The sequence below is a fragment of the Photobacterium sp. GSS17 genome (assembly GCF_028621875.1).
Taxonomy (GTDB): domain Bacteria; phylum Pseudomonadota; class Gammaproteobacteria; order Enterobacterales; family Vibrionaceae; genus Photobacterium; species Photobacterium ganghwense.
This window is the reverse complement of sequence record NZ_CP117517.1, coordinates 1,356,878-1,380,687: the sequence shown is the minus strand read 5'-3', so window position 1 is coordinate 1,380,687 and position 23,810 is coordinate 1,356,878. Positions and strand designations below refer to the sequence as shown.

The 23,810-nt window shown below is 49.8% G+C and carries 15 protein-coding genes and 6 tRNA genes; 5 read left to right on the top strand and 16 right to left on the bottom strand.

The annotated features are described in order from the left end of the window. Positions 1–257: 257 nt before the first annotated feature. The 3 genes from PGW97_RS06125 to PGW97_RS06115 form a co-directional block, all read right to left on the bottom strand. Positions 258–866, bottom strand: a complete 609-nt coding sequence (locus PGW97_RS06125) for a 2OG-Fe(II) oxygenase (RefSeq protein WP_047885689.1) — start codon at positions 864–866, stop codon at positions 258–260. Between the two features lie 293 nt (positions 867–1,159). Further along, positions 1,160–2,233 carry a lipase family alpha/beta hydrolase gene (locus PGW97_RS06120; RefSeq protein ID WP_273859270.1) on the bottom strand — a complete coding sequence of 358 codons (1,074 nt, stop codon included), beginning with the start codon at positions 2,231–2,233 and terminating at the stop codon, positions 1,160–1,162. A gap of 275 nt (positions 2,234–2,508) precedes the next feature. Continuing rightward, positions 2,509–4,146, bottom strand: coding sequence for a GMC family oxidoreductase (locus tag PGW97_RS06115; RefSeq protein ID WP_273859269.1), 1,638 nt, complete (start codon positions 4,144–4,146; stop codon positions 2,509–2,511). 327 nt (positions 4,147–4,473) lie between these two features. Here PGW97_RS06115 and PGW97_RS06110 point away from each other — a divergent pair, with 327 nt between their 5' ends. Continuing rightward, the gene (locus PGW97_RS06110; RefSeq protein WP_047885692.1) at positions 4,474–4,740 is read left to right on the top strand and encodes an acyl-CoA-binding protein; all 267 of its coding nucleotides are present in this window, start codon (positions 4,474–4,476) and stop codon (positions 4,738–4,740) included. Between the two features lie 192 nt (positions 4,741–4,932). Here the strand turns inward: PGW97_RS06110 and PGW97_RS06105 are convergent, their stop codons facing one another. From PGW97_RS06105 to PGW97_RS06095, 3 genes are all read right to left on the bottom strand, one after another. Next, on the bottom strand, positions 4,933–7,725 hold the full coding sequence (locus PGW97_RS06105) for a thrombospondin type 3 repeat-containing protein (RefSeq protein WP_273859267.1): 2,793 nt from the start codon (positions 7,723–7,725) through the stop codon (positions 4,933–4,935). A gap of 252 nt (positions 7,726–7,977) precedes the next feature. Next, positions 7,978–9,624, bottom strand: a complete 1,647-nt coding sequence (locus tag PGW97_RS06100) for a wax ester/triacylglycerol synthase family O-acyltransferase (RefSeq protein WP_047885694.1) — start codon at positions 9,622–9,624, stop codon at positions 7,978–7,980. Between the two features lie 204 nt (positions 9,625–9,828). Beyond that, the gene (locus PGW97_RS06095; protein WP_053061852.1) at positions 9,829–10,230 is read right to left on the bottom strand and encodes a phasin-related domain-containing protein; all 402 of its coding nucleotides are present in this window, start codon (positions 10,228–10,230) and stop codon (positions 9,829–9,831) included. Positions 10,231–10,740: 510 nt separating this feature from the next. Between PGW97_RS06095 and PGW97_RS06090 the strand changes: the two genes are divergently transcribed. The 3 genes from PGW97_RS06090 to PGW97_RS06080 all read left to right on the top strand — a co-directional run bounded on the left by PGW97_RS06090 (position 10,741) and on the right by PGW97_RS06080 (position 14,278). After that, on the top strand, positions 10,741–13,002 hold the full coding sequence (locus tag PGW97_RS06090; protein WP_273859264.1) for an acetyl-CoA hydrolase/transferase C-terminal domain-containing protein: 2,262 nt from the start codon (positions 10,741–10,743) through the stop codon (positions 13,000–13,002). Positions 13,003–13,144: 142 nt separating this feature from the next. Further along, entirely contained in the window at positions 13,145–13,300 is a 156-nt protein-coding gene (locus tag PGW97_RS06085) for a hypothetical protein (protein ID WP_273859263.1), read from the top strand. A 354-nt stretch (positions 13,301–13,654) separates the two neighbouring features. Beyond that, entirely contained in the window at positions 13,655–14,278 is a 624-nt protein-coding gene (locus tag PGW97_RS06080) for a LysE family translocator (RefSeq protein ID WP_273859261.1), read from the top strand. A gap of 48 nt (positions 14,279–14,326) precedes the next feature. Here PGW97_RS06080 and PGW97_RS06075 read toward each other — a convergent pair. The 10 genes from PGW97_RS06075 to PGW97_RS06030 form a co-directional block, all read right to left on the bottom strand. Continuing rightward, a tRNA-Cys gene (locus tag PGW97_RS06075) sits at positions 14,327–14,400 on the bottom strand. Between the two features lie 70 nt (positions 14,401–14,470). Continuing rightward, positions 14,471–14,544 (bottom strand) — tRNA-Cys (locus PGW97_RS06070). A 70-nt stretch (positions 14,545–14,614) separates the two neighbouring features. Then, positions 14,615–14,688, bottom strand: a tRNA-Cys gene (locus PGW97_RS06065). Between the two features lie 255 nt (positions 14,689–14,943). Then, the gene (locus tag PGW97_RS06060; RefSeq protein WP_053061853.1) at positions 14,944–15,186 is read right to left on the bottom strand and encodes a hypothetical protein; all 243 of its coding nucleotides are present in this window, start codon (positions 15,184–15,186) and stop codon (positions 14,944–14,946) included. Between the two features lie 218 nt (positions 15,187–15,404). Continuing rightward, the gene (gene nspC / locus PGW97_RS06055; protein WP_217394290.1) at positions 15,405–16,538 is read right to left on the bottom strand and encodes a carboxynorspermidine decarboxylase; all 1,134 of its coding nucleotides are present in this window, start codon (positions 16,536–16,538) and stop codon (positions 15,405–15,407) included. 84 nt (positions 16,539–16,622) lie between these two features. Further along, the gene (locus PGW97_RS06050) at positions 16,623–17,867 is read right to left on the bottom strand and encodes a carboxynorspermidine synthase (protein ID WP_047885698.1); all 1,245 of its coding nucleotides are present in this window, start codon (positions 17,865–17,867) and stop codon (positions 16,623–16,625) included. 77 nt (positions 17,868–17,944) lie between these two features. Continuing rightward, entirely contained in the window at positions 17,945–20,848 is a 2,904-nt protein-coding gene (locus tag PGW97_RS06045) for a pyridoxal phosphate-dependent class III aminotransferase (protein WP_273859257.1), read from the bottom strand. A gap of 951 nt (positions 20,849–21,799) precedes the next feature. Then, a tRNA-Gly gene (locus tag PGW97_RS06040) sits at positions 21,800–21,875 on the bottom strand. A gap of 4 nt (positions 21,876–21,879) precedes the next feature. Continuing rightward, positions 21,880–21,953: transfer RNA gene (locus PGW97_RS06035), tRNA-Cys, on the bottom strand. 4 nt (positions 21,954–21,957) lie between these two features. Beyond that, positions 21,958–22,033, bottom strand: a tRNA-Gly gene (locus PGW97_RS06030). Positions 22,034–22,370: 337 nt separating this feature from the next. Here PGW97_RS06030 and PGW97_RS06025 point away from each other — a divergent pair. Beyond that, positions 22,371–23,711 carry a DUF2254 domain-containing protein gene (locus PGW97_RS06025; RefSeq protein WP_273859255.1) on the top strand — a complete coding sequence of 447 codons (1,341 nt, stop codon included), beginning with the start codon at positions 22,371–22,373 and terminating at the stop codon, positions 23,709–23,711. Positions 23,712–23,810: the final 99 nt, after the last annotated feature.

Sequence of the window (23,810 nt, the reverse complement as noted above, 5' to 3'; positions counted from 1 at the left end):
CCGTTCTAAACAGCTATACACGCCGTCGGGCATCAGCCATTAGGAGTACAAAATGCTGACAGTGGACAAAGAAGCCGGGAAGGAATAAAAAAGGGAAGGAAAGCCGGCAGAGAAACTGATAAAGGGAAATGAAAACAAGTTAACCGTTCTAAAAAGAAGAAAAAGCCACCCCATGACGACGTGACTCTTTTTGTGATGGTGTGCTGTAGTGAACGCGCTGATAAGTACCGAGACCGTTCAGCTGGGTGTCTCGAAAACTAGCGGGAAATATCCATCCGGTCGCCCGTTACCCCATTGGTTCGGAACCAACCAGCAATGCTAAACCGTTCACGCTGTACCGGTAACACTTCATGAGGAAAATTTTCCGACAAAAAGACCACCAGCCGGCCGGCTTTTGGCTCAAGCGTTTTCAGCAAGTTATCTTCCATGTCATACATTTTAAGCTGGCCGCCATCATCTTCATGCCATTGCTCGTTGAGATAAAACACTGTGGTCAGCTTACGGTTGCTCTGGCCTTTGAAAGCGTCCAGGTGTTTCTCATAAAAATCACCGTGCTCGTATTTGGCAAAATGTGATTCATACTCAAACAAACCGAGAAACAGGTGACGATTGACCATCTGACGGATCGTTTCCATTTCGGCCAGATAAGCCTGAACCGGCTGCCCCATGTTGCCGTCCAGCCACTGTATTTTGTCGCGGCGTCGCGATTTTGCCTGCATGTAGTCCTGATTCCGCCCGATTCCGGCTTGCGTCCATTCCTCCGGAATACAGCTGGCTAATGCCCTTACTTTCTCTGTCGAGAGAAAATCGTCCCAAACATACCAACCACAGGTATGCAGTGCATCAATCAGAGAATCGTGATTCATTGTTTATAAGCGCAATACAGTAAAAAGACGCTTATATTTCATTCTGATGACCGCCACAAATCATCTATTTCATCCTGAGCATCAAAAATAATTATCGAGCTTTCACTGTCATATTATGCGCTTCGTATGATGCTGGGTAACACAGAACCAGCGCCTTAGGCAAGACACTGTTTTTTAGCGAAAATACCGATTAAGACAAGATCTAAACTTAGCGCCTGACGGAGCAAGTGCCTAAGCTGCATTAATAAATGCTGACAAGATTTCTTACAACGTCATGTCTACTAGGCCATTACCTACAAAGTATGGGTAAGTACCCATTGGCGAATTTGAGCCATCACTGTCGGGTGGCATATCAGGTCAATATGGTGAATGCCGGCCCCAACCCACTTCCCATGGTCAGCATAATTCAGCGCTGGCATCCCCTGTTCGCTCTCACCGAGAGCACTCGGTACTGGCACAAGGCCGTCTCCCAAACGGCGATTTTTTTCATCATGAAGGTTTTTCCCCAGGCAACTTGCCACCGCAAAGCAATGTACTTGGTCAGGTAAACGCGGACGGGTCTGCATCGCATCATGACTTGGTGACTTGTCAGTGTGCAGCCAGTCTTCATGCACAATCAGACCCCGGCTTAAATCTTTCGTCCCACTACTGCGTATTTCACCCAGTTTCTGCAAAAAACTCAGACTTGGCGTAGTCGCGGCCTGCTCATCAATCCAGGAAGCCAGACGCGCCAGCGGTGCCCCATTGTGTGGCGTACCCAAAGTGACAAATGTTTGCAGTCGGTGCAGCCACTGATAGTTGTACTGCTCAGCATAGTAACAAGCACTGCGGGTCACCAGCCCTCCCATGCTGTGGCCGACAATCACAAGCTCAGTCACCTCACATGGCCAGGCCCGGATCAGCGCTTCCAGTGCGGTCGCCAGCTCTTCGCCATTCTGGGAAATATGGTGGCCGGTGTTGTAACGAAGAAAAACAGCAGTATATCCCGCGGCAGCCAGCAACTGATCAGGCTTATGCCCTTTACGCTGCCAGCCGGTATCAGCCATACACCAGCCATGTACATAAAGAACAATCCTTGATGAAGCGCCGGGAAGCTGGGATGCCAATAATGCCGGATGAGTGCTCAGGATCTGGCGTTGATCAGTAAACACCATCGATAGCGCTAACGGGCTTTGTTTGTGATGCAGCTGATCCCCTACTATGCCATTGACTTTGGCGAGAAACGCCAGTTTCTGATCCGGTGGCAATCCTTCTTCGATAAACTGCAAAGCACGCTGTTTAGCAGCAGCAGACTGTTCCACAAAGCGGCTGGAAAAGTCCTGCTTCAGGAGATGGAGCTTATCTCTGAGATTATCGTTTATCGCCATTGGTCAACCTCAGTAATATTTTTTTCACTGTTCGATAATAGAATAATCCCCTCCGGCTTAACAGCCTATTTTTCAATACACGAAAAATAATCAGTGCTAACTAATTTAAAATAAAAACCAATAACTCAAATTTTAAACAAAAAATAAAATTGGTAGATTATAGAAAATTAAATTAGAAAAAACATACCAATTTTAAAAATATGGCTATCGATAAAATATCTATAAAAAATGGCGAAGGTAACAATAAGTCACAACTTCGCCATGAAGATGATAAATCACGCTACCTGATGCGTTGAAATAATAGGTGCAGGTGCAACGTCAGATAAATCGTTTAAAATCATATCAGCGGCTTTTTCTGCAATCATGATGGTCGGTGCATTGGTATTCCCCCCAATGAGCGTTGGCATTATCGACGCGTCAATCACACGCAACCCCGACATCCCCCGAACCCGTAATCGCTCATCAACCACTGCCATGCTGTCCTGCCCCATTTTGCAGGTACCGACCGGGTGATAGATCGATTCCGCTTTACGCCGAATAAAAGCGAGCAACGCTTCATCATCTTGTGCGTCACATCCCGGATACACTTCTTTCCCGCGATAACGGTCAAATGCCTGCTGGTTGAGAATTTCACGGGACAATTTCAAGCCCTGCAGCATTACCCGAATATCTTCAGGATGACTGAGATAATTCGGTGTGATTTTGGGAGGATGTGCAGGATCGTGGTTCACCAGCGTCAAACTGCCGCGGCTTTTGGGCCTCAGGTTGCAAGCATGCAACGAGTAGCCGTGACGGACGGTTTGCCACAAATTAAGCCCATGATTATCAAGGAAACAAGGCGAAAAATGGAACTGAATATCCGGCTTATCCAGGGTCGGGGTGGATTTTACAAACCCGCCAGCTTCCGCAATGTTCGTCGTGAAATTGCCTTTCCTGAACAATAGGTAATCGACGATTCCCTTCACAGAACGCAACAGCGCGACGGGGGAAAATCCAACGGAATAAAATGTTCGTTCACGCGTCACAGCCAGTACATCCAGATGATCCTGCAGGTTTTTACCTACCCCAGGTAAATGGTGAACAGGCTCAATGCCCACCGACGAGAGTTCGCTCTGATCCCCAATCCCCGACAGCATTAAAAGTTGCGGACTATTGATGGCCCCTCCGCTTAGCAGCACCTCTTTGCTGGCCAGCAGTGTCTCCGTTTTGCCTTTTTTCTGATAGCTGATCCCAATAGCCTTACCCTGTTCTGTCAGCACTCGGGTAACGAGCGCATCAGTAATCACCGTGAGATTTGTTCGTTGTTCAGCCGGGCGCAGGTAAGCGACGGCACTGCTACAACGCTGCCCGTTACGCTGGGTTACCTGATAAAAACCGATCCCTTCCTGACTGGCACCATTGAAATCGTGATTGATTGGGTGGCCCGCCTGCTGCGCAGCTTGCAGAAAGGCTTCAGATAGCGGGTTTCGGATACGCAGATCCGACACGTTCAGCGGACCATCTGCACCATGGTAGTCGTCTTCGCCCCGCTGCTGGTTCTCCGAGCGCTTAAAATACGGCAGCACATCTGCGAACCCCCAGCCCGCATTACCTTGCGCCGCCCACTCGTCATAGTCATCGGCATGACCGCGTATATAACACATCGCGTTAGATGACGAGCTACCTCCTAAGGTTTTTCCTCGCGGCCAGAACAGTTGGCGAGACTGTAACGTGGGCTCCTGCTCCGTATAATAGCGCCAGTTCATTTTTTTCGAATGCATCATACCGATGAGCCCCAGCGGTACATGCACTATCGGGCTGTCATCTTTTGGTCCGGCTTCTATCAGGCAGACATGGATAGCCGGGTCGGCACTGAGTCGGTTAGCGAGTACACATCCCGCAGAACCCGCACCGACTATGATAAAGTCATACATAGCATCCCCTTTGATAAATATTGTCCATGCCAGCCAAATGTATAACCCAGTCTATTTTAAGTTTTTTAATTTCTATTAATCATAGAAGATGATTGTGGCATTGTAATAATGCTTACACTCATTATTTCTATAAATTAAAAATAAAAAGTGATCGCTTTAAAATTTATTAAATTTCAACATAGATAACTTGTCAGACCAGTGTAAATATAGAATTGAACGTTAAATGGATGCACAGCCGTATCATTTCTATTTGGGTAAGAAGCTGGATCATCGTCCATTCATTACTGACACCCGAATGAATTTTATAACCTGATGAGGGATCGACACATGGCAGATTTACACTCACAATTTGAACAGGCTCAGGCCAACATTAAAACGCTGACACAACGCCCAACCAATGATGAGCTGCTGGCTCTATACGCCCTGTTCAAACAAGCGACCGAAGGGGACGTTTCAGGCAAAAGACCCGGGATGTTTGATTTTAAAGGTGCGGCTAAGTACGACGCCTGGGAGCAACTGAAAGGGACAAACGCTGAAAATGCGATGCAGCAGTACATCGACAAGGTAGCAGAGTTGGCCACACAATACGCATAACCGCTTCACACCCACTCCACCCCATCACTCCTTTCGCAAGAAGTGCAATAAAAACAAGAAGTCGATAAGAAAAGGCCGCTGATGCGGCCTTTGTTATTGGTGACAGATGCCAGTCTGCTGCGTCGCTACTTTGCTGCGTTGCGGCTTAGCTTCATAGCCACTTAGCGATTCAGCAATACAGCCAGTCAAACATCAGTATCGATTCCAGGTTTCGTGGTAGCTGTTATAGCTGTGATGACGGCTACGATAGATCAACCCATGATTATCATAGGTGTCTCTTTCAACGGTTATCTCAATCAGAGGTTCACCGTAGTAATCCAGCACCGGCTGGCCATCTTGCTGATAGAAACTGACCTCCCGGCGGCGGTTGACTTCACAGGCCGGTATGCTGTCCGTTTCCGAGACTTTGTCCCACTCAAGCACACGACCGGTAAACACTGTGCTGGTCACTTGCTCGAAGCGATGGCGCTCAGGATGATCACCTAGTAGCAACCCTTGAACATAAGACACTTCCGGCAGGAAGTAAGCGCCAGCCACGGCTGACCACGGTGTCATTTTTTCAACATACTGACCCCACACCACGGTATCTCCAGCATTTTCTGTGCCTTCAAAGCCGACCATCTCACCCGCGGCGTTTTGGTAATACACCTCGTTAAAACTGTAAGTCCCGCTGTCAAAATGCCCTCGAACAACGGATTGACTCAGCCCCTCATGTCCACGCCAGCTGGCATTTTCACCGGCCTGAGGAATCATGGTATACACCCCTAGGCGCCGACTCAAATCGTGCAAATCAAAACGATCAACTAAGTATGATATTTCCTCATCAGGGCTTACGGTATAGCCACTATCCGGCAACCCGGCTAAACATTGCGCCAGGCTGACCGGCTGATCCAGTGGCGAACCCCTTTCGGTGACAGGGTCACGACCAAACGCATTGTTATCGATAATGGCTCCAACCAGATCTTTGGTGTAATCCGTGTATCCCCATGAGATGCTGCCTTCCGCAGCAGGATCATACTCCAGATAACTCACTTCAACTCGCTGTGCCAGATTATCAGTGTCCAGATACTGTTTACGTTGCTCCACCACTTTAGCCACAGGATGATGATTTTCAGCCTGGGCATCCTGATTGTTCATCAACACCATCTCAGAGGATTGCTGAACCACACAGACCTCACGCAGCCCCATGACCGTTTCGATAATATCTTTGCCCAAATACTCGGTTGACAGCTTGTCATGTCGCACAGACGTCTCGGGAGCGTGCTTATCCAGCCGATCTACCCACCTTGGTGTCACTTTGCCTAACTCTAATTCGACATACGGACTGCTATCTACGTTGATCGACCACCAGTTACGGAAAGTTTCCCGGTTACCCAGGTATTCTCCGGTATGGGCATCGGTATATTCATGCTCGAACGTCGGATGGTAATCATTGTAATCCGCCCCGGGCGTGTACCCTGCGATTTGGGTCACTTTGATTTGCCGATCCGCCAGCTGACCTGTCGGTAGTCCGGTCCAGACATCAACATCGATTTCACTCTGGGTATAGTTCTGAATCTCGCCAGATGTCGCCATTTTTCGCGAAACCTGGTACAGACGGCTGTTTGGTCGGTCGAGGGCACTTTCCCCCTCTCCACCCAGCGCAGGCAGACCGGCAACACAGGCACTCAGAGTCGCAGGTGTATTCAGCGCTTGTAGCGGCGTATTGTCCCGCTCGTCATCGTAGCCATCGTTGTCATCATCATTATCGGCGTTGTTACCGATGCCATCTTTATCTGTATCCCATTGCTCTGCTTTATCAAGCGGGAAGGCATCTTCCGTGTCTAGGGTGCCATCGTTATCATCATCGGTATCACGATTATCGCCAATACCGTCACCGTCAACATCAGCCGACTCTGTGGCATCCAGTGGGAAAGCATCCAGCTCATCCGGCACCTTGTCATTGTCATCATCAGCATCATACTTATCGCTGAGGCCATCACCATCCGTGTCTACAACATCCTTAGGCATCATTGGATAAAGGTCTGCGGTATCCGGAGAACCATCGTCATCATCATCTTCATCGGCATTATTCCCGATGCCATCACCATCGGTGTCAAACCATTCAGCATCATCGTGTGGGAAGGCATCCAGATCATCCAACACTCCGTCTTTATCGCTGTCCAGTGTGCTGAGGGTCAACAGATTACCGGTTGCATCCAACAGGACAATTTCGTCACCTGCTGCACTTTTCAAAGCCGCTGCAATTTTCTCCGCATTACTGAGCAGGATTGACAGTTTAGTGATGAAATCGTCGGCGGTTTCAGCCAGAGCATCAGAATAAACCAGGGAAGCAGCAGCCTGACGAAGCTTCTGTGACCGCCCCTCGTCATCCTTGGTATAACTCGCCAGTAACGCTGCGCCACTGCCTTCTGCCAGACCTAGGCTTAACGCCACCGTTTCTGCCACGCCTTCAATCGAAAGCTCTTTCCCTTCTTTCTGAGCCTGCAGCAGGTGTAGCTCAATCACACTGGTCAGTGGGTTAAGTTCAACCTGATGTGAGGCAGTATCAGCCGCTGATTTACCGGCTTGTTCGGCTACCAGTGAAGCAGCCAGCGGGGCGGACATCAGGTAGTTGCCGTGTACAGTATTGCGCCCCTGATGGGACGCTTTTCCGGCAACCACTTCGGCCATCAGTACATAGTTATCCAGATCTTTCACCGGCACGCTGTCAAACGTAACGCTGCCATCCTGACCGGTGACAGCACGCAGTTCATCCGCATCCGGCTGGTTATTGCGTTGAGTTTTCTTTTCCAGCCACACTGTTGCATTTTGCAATGCGGCAGTGTCACTTACCGCCACTTGCAGATTTACCTTTGAAACAGCCGTCGGTGTTGTGACATCCGGAGCGGGCTTTTCCAGCTCTTTCTTATCTGATCCGCCGCCACCACAGCCGGACAGAATGAGTACTGTCGATATCGCCAAAGCAACCTTGCTTTTGTTCATAACCTTTTCCTATGAGTTATTAGTATGGACTTACTTTGCGCAGCAAATTTTACCGATTACTCAAGTCAGAAGGATGGGCATCATATTCAACCTTCGGCGCACTTCAAAAAACTGCTCCTACCAGTTGAACTATCTGTGAAGTCAGACACACCTCTCAGCCAATAAAAAAAGGCTCATTCATACAGCTGATGAATGAGCCTTTGCTGGGTATGGGGGCATAACGTATTAAGTATTACAAATTGAATCAGTTAGTTATGAGCGTTTTCGTGACGAAATTTCATCCTGATTCTGAGCAGGAAGCGATGGATCAATGTCGATAGTTTTATTCAGCATGTCGGTAAGCTGGGCCAGTTGCGCTTCCAGTGCCTCTACCTTACGTTGCTTTTCAAGATACAGCGCTTTGAAATCTTCATCATCCGGATCCAGACCTCGCTGAGCGGCTTCAACCGCAGTTTCAACAGCCAACACATCCTCATCGTGCCCCTGAAGCTGCTCGGCCACTGCCTCGATTGCCATTTGCATCACATCCTGCTCAATGTCGGCAAATGCCTCGCACATGTAGTCCGCTATGACTTCAAAACCGGGCAACGACTGCTTACAGGCCACTAGCGAGAAATACATCATCCCGGCGTTACTGAAAAACGTGATATTCAGGGTTTGTCCCGGCATCAACAGCGATACCGGATACTGCTCTTTCACTTCAGCACCCATAAAGTACAGGGTGTCATCCGTACCGGGCACATTGGATATCAACAAATTACTGGCAGGCGGAATAAAACTGTTCAGGCCAAATTTACCACTGAACAGAGAAACCCCATTAACCAGCAGCGAGTAGTTCACGTACGCATCCGGTGAGATGTTCAGCGCTTCCCGCTTGAGATCAACAGTGGCGTGCTGAATCGCTTCCAGCCGTTCCAACGGCGATAAATCCGGCCTGCCCAACTCAACATGGCCAATGGAGATTTTGTTGCCTTTATCACTGGTATCGCCCTGCGCCCGCAGGTTCATGGGCATCATGGCCACCAGCGGCTTGTTCAGGGGAATAGCCCTGTCGTTGAGGTAACGGTTAAGGGCAATATCGCTGACGGTGAACAAGATATCGTTAACCGACGCGCCAGTGATTCGGCTGATATGTTTTAATTCGGCTATCGAAAAATGCCCGATGCTGACCGAACGGGTTCGTTTCGGACTCAAATTAAACGGTGTTTTAGGAGCCGTAAACGGAAGCTTCAAGTCACATTCAGCCATGTTCACCGCTTTCAATGCCAGCTTGCTGCCTAACCGAAACATGGAGGGTAACAAGGAAATTTGCTTTGTGGCGGCCATTGCCGTTTTCACAACCATATCGGTTAAGTGAGTCTCTTCCCGGCGCTGACTGGCTGTTTTCCTCAAATCACACTGCCAGAGAGGCTGCGTAAAGGAGTCTTCCCGCGTTGTCGCACAACTTTGGGTAAACAGGGTACTGGCACGAATACCATCTGCCATGGAATGGTGAATTTTCATGATCAGTGCCACGCGGTTATGCTCAAGTCCCCCGACGACCCAGACTTCCCACATCGGGCGACTCCGGTCCAGCACCTGGCTATGTAATCGCCCCACCAGCTGTTGCAGCTGTTGATCGTTACCGGGCGAGGGCAACATCGTAATACGTAAATGGTCTTCAAGATTCACTTCGCTGACCGTCGTCCAGCTCGGCCGACCGGTCAGCGACCAGGTCAGCTTCCAGTTAAATGGCGGTACTGTCTCCGGGTGTTGCAGAAAATGCGAATAGAGCTCCTGCGCATACGTGGTCGCCTGCCCTTCCGGCGGCTCCAGAATGACCAGCCCGGTCACATGCATCGGCGTATTGGCCGTCTCGAAAACAATGAAACTTAAATCCAGAAGAGACAAACTTGGCATAAACCAGTCCTTATGTTGCAAGTTGGCGATATGGCCCGCTGAGAAACAGATTCCTTTTGTCAGACTCAACAGACACCGCAGCCTGGGTGATTTTCAGCAGACGGTTTAACCTTGCCTGCCACCGATACGTTTCCTGATATGCCTGAGGGAGTATTACTGAGTTCCGACACGATAATCCCTCACGACATACAACATCGGCGTGCCTTACTGTCCGCGTTTGTCTGCCAGCTTTTCCACTGCCGCCTGCAAACGATCTACTTTGTCTTCAAATTCGGTCAGTCGACGACGGTCAATGCCGCAGGTACGGTTCAGTACCTGGTTAAACTGTGCCTCAGCCTGATTGCGCACCGCCTGACGTGTATCCTGTACCCGATCACGCAGTTCAGATTCAACCGACTCGCCTTGAGCAACCATCGCACTGAATTGCTGGTTGACCCGTGACTGAACGCCATTCACCTGCTCTAGACCGACCCGGCACACACCCAAACCGGCGTACACCAGTTTACGAGTAAGATCCTCCCCGGCCTGACCTGCCACCCTGACATTAGATACTGCTTTAATATTGGTTACTGCTTTGATAGTTGAAAATAGCTGCATTGGACTCATCTTTTCTCCTCCTCTGACACAGTGGGTACAATCAGAGCCAGAAATACCTTTTGATGCTTCCAAAGTAGCAACAATTATTAGATCAATCTTTCTAATTCGACGTGGTATCTGCTAGCCGCCTCACATAACAAAGCGGGCTTCCAGACTCATAAACTCACCGCCAGCAACAGACCTCAGGGCACAATGAAACTGCGAGCCCTTTCCCGTCATGCCATCGCTAAACATGATGCGCTGTGGGGGGAAGGCATTTGCTGTGACTCACTTCACCAATCCATCACAAACTGTGTATCCTGCGCATATTTTCCCAAAAATAGAATGAAAGCTCTAAGTCCTGCCGCAACAATTGATCACATAACAACCATAAGCACAGGGTGAATTGAGCAACGCAATCTTGGTGGCCATAGTGACTGCTATATACGTATCTAGCACATCAGTCGCTAACATTTTCACGGCTAACTACCTCTGCGACTCACAACCCATGCGAATTACAACGTGAACAAGGAATGCGCCATGTCTGTGATACAACTCTTCGATGCGGAACAGCCCACCCCCGCCCTTGTTGCCTCGGTCGTTCATCCGAAACCGCATGCCCGGGTGATCGATCAGGCTGACACTCTGGTTGATGAAATCATTGCATGCGTAGGGAACAAGATCGTTCTGGGGATCCCCCTTGCCGTGGGTAAGCCTGTAGCCTTTGTGAATGCGCTCTATCAGCGCGCCAAACATGATCCCAGCCTCTCGCTCAGGATCGAAACCGGGATCAGCCTGGAGAAACCCGTTGGTAAAAGTGCACTGGAAAAACACTTTCTTGAACCGTTCGTCGCACGAGAATTCGCCAATGTTCCGGATCTCGATTACATGTTGGATCTTCGTCGCGGCTGCGTCCCTGATAATATAGTGATCAGTGAGTTTTTCTTCAAAGCAGGCAGCTTTCTGAATTCCCCCCAACAACGCAATTACACCAGCACCAACTATACCCACGCCGTCAGGGATTTGCTCGACAAAGGGGTAAATGTGATTGCACAGATTGTTGGCAAACGGACTTGCGGCCAAGACCACGAGCAAGTCACGACCTACAGCCTGGGCAGTAATTCGGATCTGGCGTTGGATCTGATTCCTGAAATGGACAAACTCAAAGCAACCGGACATCGCGTGGCTGTTGTCGGGGAAGTGAATACCAACATGCCGTTTATGCGCAACCATGCTGAGGTGGCCGACAGCGAGTTTGATTTTATCCTGGATCTGAATACACAGCCTGACCATCAGGATTATGCCCTTTTTGCCGCGCCCGCCGCCAGCATTTCGCCGGAAGATCATCTGATCGGCCTGTATGCCAGTACCCTGCTCAAGGACGGGGGGACACTGCAAGTCGGGATCGGGTCACTCAGCAGCGCCCTGACCTACAGCACCTTGCTTCGCCATGAAAATAACCGGGTGTACAACAAAGTACTGTCCGATTTGAATGTCTTTAATAAATTCCCCATCAGCCGCGATATCGGCGAACACGGGGCCTTTGAAGAAGGATTGTATGGCTGCAGCGAGCTGATGGTTGATGGTTTTGTCCATTTGTACAAGGCAGGCGTTCTGAAGCGGGAAGTGTTTGAAGACCTCACCATTCAGCACTTACTGAATCAGAAAAAGATAAGTAAAACCGTGACTCTGGCTACTCTCAACACCCTGCTGGAATACGACGCAATCAACAGTACACTGACTCAGGCGGATATCAGTTACCTGAAACGATACGGGGTTTTCCGGCCGGAAGTCAGTCTGGTACACGGAAAGTTAGTCACGCCTAATGCGACAGCAGGCACCGACATTAGCCAACCGGACATTCAACACTGGATTGAAACCCATGCACTCGGTCCATCGCTAAAAGGCGGTGTGGTAATGCACGGGGCCTTTTTCATCGGTCCGAGAGCCTTCTACGATGACCTGAATCAGTTCAGCGATGATGAACATCAGCAGTTCTGCATGACCAGCGTAAACTACGTCAACGATTTGTACGACCACATGCTCGGCAATCAGCAGCTGAAACAGGCTCAGCGCAAACACGCCCGCTTCATCAACTCCGGCATGATGGTGACGCTGGATGGCTCTGTTGTCTCTGACGCACTGGAAAACGGCCAGGTTGTCAGTGGCGTGGGTGGTCAGTATAACTTTGTTGCCCAGTCTCACCAGCTACGCGATGCGCGCTCTGTCATCAAGATCCGCAGCTGTACCTACCGCAAAGGCAAACTGACCTCCAACATTCTGTTTAACTATGGCCACAACACGATTCCCCGCCAGCTGCGCGACATTGTGATCACGGAATACGGCATCGCCGATCTTCGTGGTAAACCGGATGAAGTGGTGTACAGCGAGCTCATCAAAATTGCCGACTCCCGGTTTCAGCAACAGCTACTGGCGCAGGCAAAAGCGGCCGGTAAAATCGCCCCCGACTACCAGTTGCCGCCGGAATACGCCAACAATACGCCCGATATGATCAATGCCTTCTACCGTAAGTATCAGGCTCAAGGACTCTTTGCCCCCTTCCCGTTTGGCTGCAGTTTTACGGCACAGGAGCTGAAGCTGGGTAAAGCGCTGAAAGCCCTCAAGTCCAAAACATCAACTCGCACCGGAAAATTGCTCGCAATACTTGGCTCGCTGCATACCCAGAAACCCGATCATGACACCGAGCAACTGATCAAACGTATGAAACTGGAAGCTCCTTCCTCGTTGGAAGAGCGGATAACGCGCCGATTACTGGTCGCCGAGTTACAGAAACAAAGCTAGACACTCAGCAAGCCCCTCGAAAGGGGGGCCGTACAAATAGCAGCAGTGATGACAAGAATAACTTTCGCAATATCAATGCTAACGCAGGGCATTGTTCATCGGCAAAACCAACCGGTCGCCCTGCCCAATAAGGAGGTATTCAATGGCTCCCAAGACCAAAACCAGAAAGAAAGTACTGGCGTTGTGCCCCTACGCAGCGCTGCTCAGTTGCCGTCAGTGTCCGGTCAAACGCATCTGCCCGGGTAAAACCACTATTGGCGATCAGCCGTTAAAATCCGACAATCGCAAGCAATCGTAAAACTACACACGCGGCACGAACTTCCCGTCCGAATTTAACGACATCAATTGCTGTCGGTTTGGTGTTGTCGATTTGGTATTGTCGGTTTGGTACTGTAGGCAGTGCAATACTTCTAGCAACAAGATGCAGCCTGGTTGCACTGCCTGCTTCCTCAATGTTCACCCCGCTTTGACCTCACGCACAGGGCGCTCAAACGCCCACCTGTTTACCTGCCCTGCCTTAGTGCGTGTCTTACTTCCTGTAAACAACTAATAAGACGAATTTTTCTACTGGTGCACCACGAGTGATCATGACTATGCTTTAAATAAAACCATAAAAAGTAGTGCGGTGTTCCTGAGTCGTATGGGGGATAAAATGATGGAAGTCATGAAAGCCGTGTTATTTGGATTGATCCTGTCACTAACGGTCGGTCCGATTGCTATTCTGGTGCTGGGAAACGGTATACACCATGGTTATGTCACCGCAATGCGAAGCGCTATCGGTGCAGCGCTGGCGGATTATTGTTACGCCCTGATCAGCTTCATCACCGGGACACTGCTGATCAGCCAGCTCGATGCCTACCATTACCAGATTATCCTGCTGTCTTCCTGGGTTCTGATTTTCATGGGCTTCTACATGATGTACTCCGCGCTGAAAAATACTCGGCTACTGGCTAACGTTCATCACCCGGGGAAAAAGCTGGGATTTCGCTCAACGTTCTTTCTGACGCTGGCCAATCCGGTCGCACTGATTGCGCTGTCTGCCTTTATTGGTCACTCAATCGATCAACTCAACTTGTTGTTCGCGATGCAACTGGCGGGGGCGGTTTTTGTGGGGAGTTTGATTATCCAGTGTATCCTGGCGATATCCGGGGCGGTATCAAGGTCAACACTGATGGACGATGATGAGGTCATTACCTTCCCCTTCTACCTGCAAGTCTTAGGCGGACTGGTCATCTGCTTGTTTGGGGTCAGTAATTTTGTCGATCTGGCGGGCTGAAGACGCTAAACGAAAAAAGCCTGACTAACCAGTCAGGCTTTTAAAAGATGGAGGCGCGTCCCGGAGTCGAACCGAGGTACACGGATTTGCAATCCGCTGCATAGCCACTCTGCCAACGCGCCATCAATGTTGTTTGCCAGTACTCTGGCTCCACTTGCTCTGCTGCCGGATCTTTCAGTATCCGAGAGAAGATGGAGGCGCGTCCCGGAGTCGAACCGAGGTACACGGATTTGCAATCCGCTGCATAGCCACTCTGCCAACGCGCCATCAATATTGTTTGCCAGTACTCTGGCCTCACCTGCTCTGCTGCCGGATCTTTCAGTATCCGAGAGAAGATGGAGGCGCGTCCCGGAGTCGAACCGAGGTACACGGATTTGCAATCCGCTGCATAGCCACTCTGCCAACGCGCCATACCCTGTTGCTTTGGTACACGACTCTTTTCAGAAGTGACCGCTGCGGTACGGGTGGCTAATTTACTGATTTTAGAAAGTGAGTCAACCAGAAATCCAAAGATTCTTACCGACTGACTACTTTCCGACATATCCAATCAAAAAGCAGCCCTTTATTGGTCAGTAGACCACCAGTACAGGCCTGCTGTTTTAGCCCGGCATTGTGCAATGTCGCGAATCCTCTCACCGCTTACATCACCGTTCACCACCCTGAATTTATTTCAGTGACTCAATTTCCTCGTTCAGTCGGTAACTTTTATCCGTCACGATTTTCTCCAGCACTTCGACCCGGGCAGTCAGGGCGCTGACTGACTGGCGTAACTGATCGTTATCTTGCTCTAATTGGGTATGGTTGAGATGCTGCAATTCCAGCTCACGCATCTCTTTGCGGTGGCTGAGCAGGCGTCGTACAACTTCCGCACCAAAAATGATCCCGACAATAATGATGGCAATATCCATATCCGTCCTCATATTCACTGGATTGACTATAAAATCAACTTAATGAAGACTTTATAAATTCGCAACAAGCAAAACACTGCAATGTTCAAATTTGCTGGCGGTGACCTGAAGCCTTGCCAAAAGTGCGACACAGGTAAAATCGGAAGGGAAACAACCAAAAAGAAAGGGAGCTGATTAGCTCCCTATGACTGGTACTCAAACTGAGAATGTCTGAATAATCAGGATACCGACCACTGTGACAGTGAACGTTTGAAATCGTCGTAGCCAAACTCGTTCAGCTTCTCAATGTCACCGTTAGTGCGCTCACAGTACACTGATGGCATTTTCAAACCGTTGAACCAGTTCAGTTTCACCATGGTGTAACCGGCACTGTCCATAATGTGCAGCTTCTGGCCAATTTCCAGCGGCTTATCAAAGTTCGCCACACAGAACTGGTCACCCGCCAGGCACGAGCAAGAGCCAATCACGTACTGATGCTCACCGTTTTCAGAGGCTTCCAGTACCGACGCTGGTTCATTGTAAATCAGTGTATCCAGACGGTGTGCTTCTGTCGCAGAATCAACAATCGCTGTTTTCATGACGTTTTCCACGACATCAACCACAGTCACGACCAGATCAGTGGTCTTTGTGATGATCGCTTCACCCGGCTCTAGGTACATCTGCACGCCGTGTTTTTCTGAGAAGGCTTTCAGCGCCAGACCCAGTTTCTCAACATCGTAGCCAGGCCATGTGAAGAACACACCGCCACCCATGCTAACCCAGTCCAGCTTGTTCAGGTACTCACCGAACTGCTCTGAGATCGCATCCAGTAAGTTAATGAAAGCGTCCACATCTTTGTTCTCACAGTTCATGTGGAACATCACGCCGTTGATGCTATCGAACACTTCCGGATTGAGGTGATCGACTTGTACCCCTAGGCGAGAGAACTTACGTGCCGGGTTAGCCAGATCCTGCCCCGCATAGCTGACGCCTGGGTTCAGACGCAGACCCAGTGAGGCTTTGCCTTCCACCAGGTGACGGTAAGCTGCCAGCTGGCTCTGTGAGTTGAAGATCATCTTGTCGCAGATGTCAGCCACTTCACGCACGTCATCTTCGCTGTAACCCACGCTGTATGCATGCGTCTCGCCGCCAAACTTCTCGTAGCCCAGTTTCACTTCGAACGGACCTGAGCTGGTTGTGCCGTCAAGGTACGGCTTGATAATGTCAAACACGCCCCAGGTCGAGAAACACTTAAGGGCAAGCACCAGCTTCACCCCAGAAATTTCTTTCAGCTGCTTCGCGATTTCCAGATTACGGATCAACTTTGCTTCATCGATCATGAAGTAAGGTGTTTTTAATTGGTCTTTATTCATTTCTCAATCACTTAAACTAAATAAAGCCGGCGCGATGCACCGGCTCAATTTCATTACTGACGGATAATGTCAATCAATTGCCTGTTACTTCAGGATCTGAATGTCTGGCTGACGTGGTTCCATTTCAACCACACCCCAGTCCAGGCCAAGTTGTGGCATAGTTTCCAGGAATGGATCCGGATTCAGCTGTTCCATGTTGAACACGCCGGCATCCGCCCATTCGCCACGGAAGTATTGCAACGCCGCAGTAATAGCAGGAACACCTGTAGTGTACGCAATCGCCTGGTGTTCTACATCTTTGTACGCCACTTCGTGGTCGGCATTGTTGTAGATAAACACGCTGCGTGGTTCACCGCTTTTCTTACCTTGTACCCAGGTACCGATACAGGTTTTACCTGTGTAACCCGGCGCCAGAGACGTTGGGTCAGGCAGCATTGCTTTCAGGACATGCAACGGTTGCACAACAGTGCCGTCATGCAGGGTCAGCGGCTCAGGGCTCAGCAGACCGATGTCGCGCATGCAGTTGAAGTAGTTCAGGTAACGATCGCCGAAGCCCATCCAGAACTCAATACGTTTGGCAGGAATGAACTCTTTCATAGAGCGAACTTCGTCGTGCGCCATAGAGTAAACTTTGTGTTTACCTACCAGCGGGAAGTCGAACTCAAGCATCCGAGAGTGACATGGTACTTGTTTCCATTCACCTTCTTCCCAGTAGAAAGAATCACCCTGGATTTCCAGCATGTTAGTTTCAGGATCGAAGTTTGTCGCAAACTTCTTACCATGGTCACCGGCGTTCACGTCCATCACGTCGATGGTGTCGATTTCATCGAACAGGTGCTTAACAGCGTAAGCAGCAAATACGCTTACTACGCCCGGATCGAAGCCCGCACCCAGGATACCGGTAATGCCAGCTTCTTTGAATTTCTCGCGGTAGCCCCACTGCCAGTCGTAGGCTTGTGGTACTTGCTGACCTTCAGAACACAGGTCAACCGCAACTGATGTGTCGAGGTAAGACACTTTCGCCTGATAGCAGGCTTCCATGATTGGCATATTTACCCATGGTGGTCCAGCGTTGATCACCAGATCAGGCTGCACTTCTTTGATTAGGGCTACCAGTGCTTCAACGTCATCAGCGTTCACTGCACGGGATTCCAGTTTCTTGGAAGGGTCTTTCAGATTATTTTTACCGTTGATTGACTCGATAATCTTGTCACATTTATCAACGGTGCGCGATGCGATGGTGATATCACCCAGCACATCGTTATTCTGAGCCGCTTTATGTGCGACTACCCAACCAACACCACCAGCACCAATCTGTAGAATTGCCATTTCGTCTTTATTCCATCATTTAATGAGTAAGTGTCCAGGCACAGCCAGCCCGACGACCGACTGTGCCCTACGAGTTGTTAGCTTGCAGTCAGCTCAACCTGAGCTGCTACCTGGCTAATCTCTTTAAGTAACGCTTCAAAATGCGACAGCGTCAGACAAGGGTTCAGAATGGTGAACTTCAGGGCCACGTTACCGTTAACCATGGTTTCACCCAGTACTGCTTTACCTTGTACCAGCGCATCCATACGAAGCTGTTTGTTCAGGCTGTCCAGTACTGCGGCGTCAGTGTGGTTGCCGACATAGCGGAACAACACAGTGGACAGAGCAGGATCAGCCAGTAGTTCAAATTCAGAAGACTGATTCACCATGTCCGCAACCAATTGAGTCTGGTTCAGCAGGTGATCATACATTGCGCCCAGAGCCTTCGGTCCAACGCTTTGCATGGTCATCCATACTTTCAGGGCGTCAAAACGTTTGGTTGTCGCAATAGACTTGTCCACCAGATTTGGCAGCAGGTCATCTTCACGGTTCAGGTAGTCTGCGTGATGAAGCAGATACTTGAAGTTTTCTTTGTCTTTAACCAGTACCGCACCACAGCTGATTGTTTGATAGAACAGCTTGTGGAAGTCAACGCTCACAGAGTCCGCTTTCTCGATACCGTGTAGGCGTGTCTTGTGACGGCTCAGAATCAGCGCACCGCCGTAAGCACCGTCTACGTGCAGCCACAGGTTGTGTTGCTGCGCGATATCAGCCAGACCAGCCAGATCGTCGATCGCACCGTTATCGGTTGTACCTGCCGTACCGACCAAAGCAAATGGCAGCAGATCTTCATTTTTCAGCGCTTCAATCGTTTTCACCAGTGAAGCCAGCTGAATTGTACCGTCCGGGTTAGTATCAACAGTCACTACAGCGTTTTCACCCAGCCCCATCAGAGAAGCTGTTTTCTGTACCGTAAAGTGAGACTTTTTCGAACACAGAATACGCATCTTGCCAGCATACTCAGGCAGACCCTGCTTCTGAATGTTGTGGCCGGAAATCGTATCTGCTGCCCAGTCACGCGCCAGTAGCAGACCCATCTGGTTTGACTGCGTACCACCACTGGTGAAGATACCGTCAGCCTGAGTGCCCAGCTCGTACACTTCGCACAGCCAGTCTACCACTTTCTGCTCAACGAAAGTCGCCGAACTTGCCTGATCCCAGGAGTCCATAGACTGGTTAAGCGCCGCGATAAATGCTTCACCGGCAATAGCAGGCAGCAATGGTGGCGTATGCAGGTGCGCAATGCAATGCGGGTGCTGAACCATGATCGAGTTTTTCGCGATCAGATCACCCGTTTCTTCAATTACGCGCTCCAGAGGCAGCTGCTGATTGCTCAGATCAACGTTGTTGATCTGCGTTTTCAGGATCTGCGGGTCCATACCAGAGTAAGGCGTGGACGTCTCTTCAAACACTTGCTTCAGAACTTGCGTAGTCTGATTCAGAACCGCTTCAAATCGGTCCGCGCCGCCTTTACCGGTGTGGATAAAGTGCTGGCTCCAGTCGTCATTCGACGCAGTGTTGTCTTCAACCTTCTCTTTTGCCGGACCCGCTGTTGCCAGAATCGCCTGACGCAGAGTTTCCAGAGCAAAATCAAGTTGCTCGTAGCTGATGATCAGTGGTGGCAGGAAGCGCAGAACAGAGCCCTGGCGGCCGCCTTTTTCAATGATCAGACCACGTTCCAGCGCAGCACGCTGAATAGCGATAGTCAGCGCTGAATCTGCTTCCGGCTCACCGAATTTGTTCTTCGAACCGTCAGGCTTACAGATTTCAACACCCAGCATCAAACCTTTACCGCGAACTTCAGCAATACAGTCAGTTTCACGGGCCAGACGCTCCAGACCTTCACGCAGGTACTGGCCAGCCAGACGAGCGTGCTCGGTCAGGTTGTCACGACGGATAATTTCCAGTGCTTTCGCACCCGTTGCCATTGCCAGCTGGTTACCACGGAACGTACCGGTGTGTTCACCCGGACGCCAGGTATCGATAGACTTATCGAACACCAGGATAGACATTGGCAGGCCGCCGCCTACAGCTTTAGACAGACACAGAATATCAGGCGTGATGCCAGATTCTTCAAAGGCGAAGTTGCTGCCTGTTTTACCAATACCACACTGGATTTCATCAAAAATCAGCAGGATACCGTGATCTTTAGTAATACGGCGCAGTTCACGCAGCCAGAATGCAGGAGCTGGAATCACACCGCCTTCGCCCTGTACAGGCTCAACGATGATCGCTGCAGGTTTCTGTACGCCGCTTTCGTCGTCGTTCAACATACGCTCAATGTAGCGCAGGGTTTGCTTCGCACCTTCATCACCGTGCATGCCAAACGGGCAGCGCAGGCTGTATGGGAATGGCAGGAAGTGAACATCAGACATCAATCCCTGACGACGGGCCTTCGTATTCAGGTTACCCATCATCGCCATTGTGCCGTTCGTCATACCATGGTACGCGCCGTGGAAGGCCGCCATGGTGTTACGTCCTGTTGTTTGCTTCGCAAGTTTGATCGCAGCTTCCACTGCGTCTGCACCGGAAGGACCACAGAACTGAATACGGGCATTTTTGGCAAACTCATCCGGCAGGAAGTTCATGACTTCCTTGATGAATTTATCTTTCGCTGGTGTTGTTAGATCCAGCGTCTGGTATGGCAAACCAGCTTGCAGATGTTCAATGATTGCCTGGTTGATCTCAGGGTGGTTATAGCCCAGTGCCAGAGTACCGGCACCAGCCAAGCAATCTAGAAACAGTTGGCCACGGCTGTCTTCGACCAGAGCGCCTGAAGCCTTGACGATAGCAAGCGGTAAACGTCGAGGGTAAGAACGCACCTCTGACTCATAATGCTCCTGACTGAGCAGCAACTCATCCGGTGTCAGATCATAGACCCCATGTACCACAGGTACATTTGAAGCAAGTTTTAGCTCATTAAGGTCAAACACATTACTCATGTAGTTTTCCATCTCATCACATAGTACCAATACACATGAAATTTCATTTCTTCAGACTCATCCCTCACCTCGCAGCCATTATAAACAGGGCGTTGAGATGATAGAGCGCTGAGAGCAAGGAAATTGTCACGGTACGGTACAGAATGCATCGTGTTTAGATGCATAGACTTATAATTTGCCGAAAACGATTAAACGTTCGACGTGACCAATTAAATTTCTGACTTGCCAGAAAAAATTATCCTTTGCAAAACAAAGGCTAGGCAATACATTCATCAGAATATTAACAACCAGTGACTGTGATCAGAGAGATCAAGGCTCAGTAATAATACTGCAGTTGGGTAAGACAAAGCTGATAAGGATTGATAAATAAAATAATTTCACAGTTGGGTTCCCTCAATATGCCGCTGCGGGTTCTTTGGCCGGCAGTCAGCGCTATTAATGCCCTTCTATTGGCCACTAGCATGACCAATACCTACAATCGCATAAAAAATGCAATCAGCCCGAATACATTTTTATGCCGTGTGTCTCAGTAAAATGTCCCCCTGAGATTGCGCGGAAAAGTAACATATCAAAGATGCCGAGCCAAGCATTATTTGAACGAAATAACTCGCGCATAACATTTCAATGGTTACCACTACCTTAACACCCCCTCAAAGCATGCATTACATATGCAACAAGCATAAAACAGATAAAAAAACCATAAAAATATCATTTGAAAGTTATAAATAAATCATCAATTTATACGGTTTATCTATAAGATCATGAAAACCCAGAATTATTGAGCAACCAAATAATAAACGTTCATTTTTCACTCAAACCTTTACTCTGAGCAGTGATGGCTGAGTATCAATAAAAATGGTTGAAAACCGTAAGTGACAAGCGAGGAAAAGAGAATAAACAGGGAAAGTCCAAATGCAAAAAGCCCTGACATTACTGTCAGGGCTTCGAATCTGGAGCGACACACGAGGTTCGAACTCGTGACCTCAACCTTGGCAAGGTTGCGCTCTACCAACTGAGCTAGTGTCGCAATATGGAGGCGCGTCCCGGAGTCGAACCGAGGTCCACGGATTTGCAATCCGCTGCATAGCCACTCTGCCAACGCGCCTTTTTGGAGCGACACACGAGGTTCGAACTCGTGACCTCAACCTTGGCAAGGTTGCGCTCTACCAACTGAGCTAGTGTCGCTTCATCTCATCATTCGGGTACAACCCGTGAGAACGAGTTGTACTTTAACGGATTACGCCACAAGGTCAACAATAAATTTCTTCCCTTATCATCAAACGGTCAAAAAGCCACCTTTGCGGTTTATTTTTTATCCGTGACGCGTAAGTTTCCTGCCAGCCACTGTATGCCCCAAGAATAAATGGACCAAGAGTAAGCACTCTTAAGACTGCGCCGCATCCAACATATCCAGCCAGTCTCTGTATATAGGGCCTCACAATCTCAGTACCTGTCGGTTTCCCCTCTTTTCTTCATTGTGTTGCCTAAACTAAAATTTTCAGGCCCGAGACGCGGAGGAAGAATGAAGGTTTATCTCGGTAACCTTTGGGAATACTTACGTACCAGTTTCTGGTTTGTACCAACGTTTATGATGTTGCTTTCCACGCTGCTGGCTGTCGGCACCATCTGGTTTGATCTCAGTTTCCATTTTTCTCGTCGCCAACTGCCTTTCTGGTTAATCTCCGCTAATGCCGAAAACGCAGAAGTACTGATTTCCACCATTGCCAGTTCAATGATCACGGTCGCAGGTGTGGTCTTTTCCATGACCATGGTGGTACTGTCGCTGGCCTCCAGTCAGCTTGGCCCCCGGCTGCTGCGTAACTTTATCCGTGACCCCGTGACACAGGTTGGCCTGGGGATTTTCACTTCCACCTTCCTGTATTGTCTGCTGGTACTGGCCTGGCTGCTGGCACTGGCGGATACCGGTGTCCATTTGCGACTGTCGCTGACGATGGCCATTATGCTTGCGTTTTCCAGCCTGCTGATGCTCATTCGCTACATCCACCATGTGTCTGTTTTTATCCAGGCGGACACCCTGATACAAGCCGTGTCAGATGAACTCTGCTCAGCCATCGATCGCCTCTATCCGGATACTTACGATAAAGAGACATCGGCCCCTATTGCTCCACACGACAATGAGCACCCCGGCCAAAGTCTGATGATACCAGCCCTGACCAGCGGCTATGTTCAGGCCATCGATTTAGATGGGTTGTTTCATTTTGCCGATGAGCAGGATGCCAGCCTTCAGTTGTACTGCCAGCCAGGCCAGTTTGTGATTGAAAAAGCCCAACTGGCAACGTACTGGCATCAAAAACCGCCTGAAGAGGAGATAGACACTCAGCTCAACCGCTATTTCATCATCGGAGACAAAGCGACCCCGGAGCAAGATATTGTGTTCAGTATTCGCCAGCTTGAAGAAGTTGCCTTGCGGGCACTGTCGCCCGGCATTAATGACCCCGGCACCGCGATTGCCTGTGTCGATCGACTGACGATTGCCCTGGGAATTTTGCTCCACCGCCACTTTACGTCTTCACACCGCTTTAATGATGACGGGCTATTAAGGCTGACCTCCAAGCCGATCTCATTTGAAAACATATCAGATGCCGCTTTAAACCAGATTCGGCAGCACAGCCAGGCCAACGTGGCCGTCACCGCGTGTATTTTGCGAAATCTTGCCATGCTGGCCAGACAAGCCGTTCGTTCGACAGACAAACAAGCTATCGAGAAGCATGCCATTCTGGCCGCCAATGGGTGCCTCGAGCACATTAATGAACCGGTCGACAGAGAGCGCATTGACCAGTCTCTCAGCGAAGTGAAGTCGGCCTTGCACCAGAGCCACGGGCAGGATTTGCATTCGGGCTGAATACCGGTTTGCTAACGGCAAGTCGCTGATACCTGGGTTGCAGATTCTCGGGGCGATGTGCGCCGCCCGTAATGACAGGCACTAAAACGAGAGGCAACA